This window comes from Azospirillum sp. B506 (assembly GCF_000333595.1).
Classification (GTDB): domain Bacteria; phylum Pseudomonadota; class Alphaproteobacteria; order Azospirillales; family Azospirillaceae; genus Azospirillum.
Map to the genome: position 1 here is coordinate 1 of NZ_BADK01000166.1, position 1,467 is coordinate 1,467.

2 protein-coding genes are annotated in these 1,467 nt (G+C 65.0%); both read right to left on the reverse strand.

Features of this window, described 5'->3' with window-relative positions; genetic code table 11:
- Window positions 1-58: 58 nt before the first annotated feature.
- A complete protein-coding gene (locus I71_RS05820; protein ID WP_042692169.1) occupies window positions 59-901 on the reverse strand; it encodes a MoxR family ATPase in 843 nt (280 codons plus the stop codon).
- Between the two features lie 27 nt (window positions 902-928).
- Window positions 929-1,261 (reverse strand): DHCW motif cupin fold protein, encoded by a 333-nt coding sequence (locus tag I71_RS05825; protein WP_042692172.1) that lies wholly within the window; start codon window positions 1,259-1,261, stop codon window positions 929-931.
- Window positions 1,262-1,467 lie beyond the last annotated feature (206 nt).

Consider the following 1,467-nt stretch of genomic DNA (forward strand, 5'->3'; position numbering starts at 1 on the left):
CTGGTTCTGCCGATGGAGGAGGTGGAGGGAGTGTGAGAAGGGGCGCCTTGCACCCCGATCACCGCCCCCGTTTCGCCAGGAAGGCCAGCCGCTCCAGCGTGTGCACGTCATGCTCGTTCTTCAGCAGCGCGCCGCACAGCGGCGGGATCAGGGTGCGGGCGTCCTTGGCGCGCAGGGTCTCGGGATCGACGTCCTCGACCATCAGCAGCTTGATCCAATCCAGCAGTTCGGAGGTGGAAGGCTTCTTCTTCAGACCGGGAACCTCGCGCAGGTCGTAGAACAGGTTCAGCGCCTCGCGCAGCAGCGCGGCTTTCAGGCCGGGATAATGGACCTCGACGATGCGCTCCATCGTCTCGCGCTCGGGGAAGCGGATGTAGTGGAAGAAGCAGCGGCGCAGGAAGGCGTCCGGCAGCTCCTTCTCGTTGTTGGAGGTGATGATGACGATGGGGCGCTTGGCCGCCTTGATCGTCTGACGGGTCTCGTAGACGTGGAACTCCATGCGGTCGAGTTCCAGCAGCAGGTCGTTGGGGAACTCGATGTCGGCCTTGTCGATCTCGTCGATCAGCAGGACCGGGGCTTCCGGAGCCTCGAAGGCTTCCCACAGCTTGCCGCGGACGATGTAGTTGGCGATGTCGTGGACCTTCGCCTCGCCCAGCTGGCTGTCGCGCAGACGGCTGACCGCGTCGTATTCGTACAGGCCCTGCTGTGCCTTGGTGGTGGACTTCACATGCCAGGACAGCAGCGGCTTGTTCAACGCCCGGGCGATCTCCACCGCAAGCACCGTCTTGCCGGTTCCGGGTTCCCCCTTCACCAGGAGCGGCCGCTCCAGCGTGATGGCGGCATTGACCGCCACCATCAGGTCGTCGGTGGCGACATAACGGTCGGTTCCGGTGAAACGCATGGGCGGGCTCCCTCAAACGAGAAGGTTTCAGTCCACGATGAACAGGGTGGCGCCGATTTCGGTCGAGGACCGGTGCGGATGGTCGCCGAAATCGGACACCTGATAACTCATGCCGGCGGTCAGGACGAAGCGGCGGCCGTCCTTCAGCTCTGTGATCAGCTCGCCGCTGACCACGAACAGCACATGGCCACGGTCGCACCAGTGGTCGGCAAGATAGCCCGGCGTGTATTCGACCAGTCGCACCCGCAGCTCCCCGGCGTGAAAGCTGCGCCAGCGGGCGAGACCGGTTTCACCCGGATGTTCGGTGACGGGAACGGCGGACCAGTCGGTCACGGTGAAGGGAAGTGTCGGGAGTTCCATCGCCGGACCTTACGCAAAAGAGCACGAACAGAAAAACGGCCCCCGGAGCGAACCGGGGGCCGTCATTCATTGGACTCAGGAGGCCTTCTTGGCCGCAATCGCCTTTTCCATGGCCTCGATCGCACCATGGGCCAGCGAGGCATCGGGGCCGCCGGCCTGGGCCATGTCCGGCCGGCCGCCGCCGCCCTTGGCCGCCAGGGCCTCGG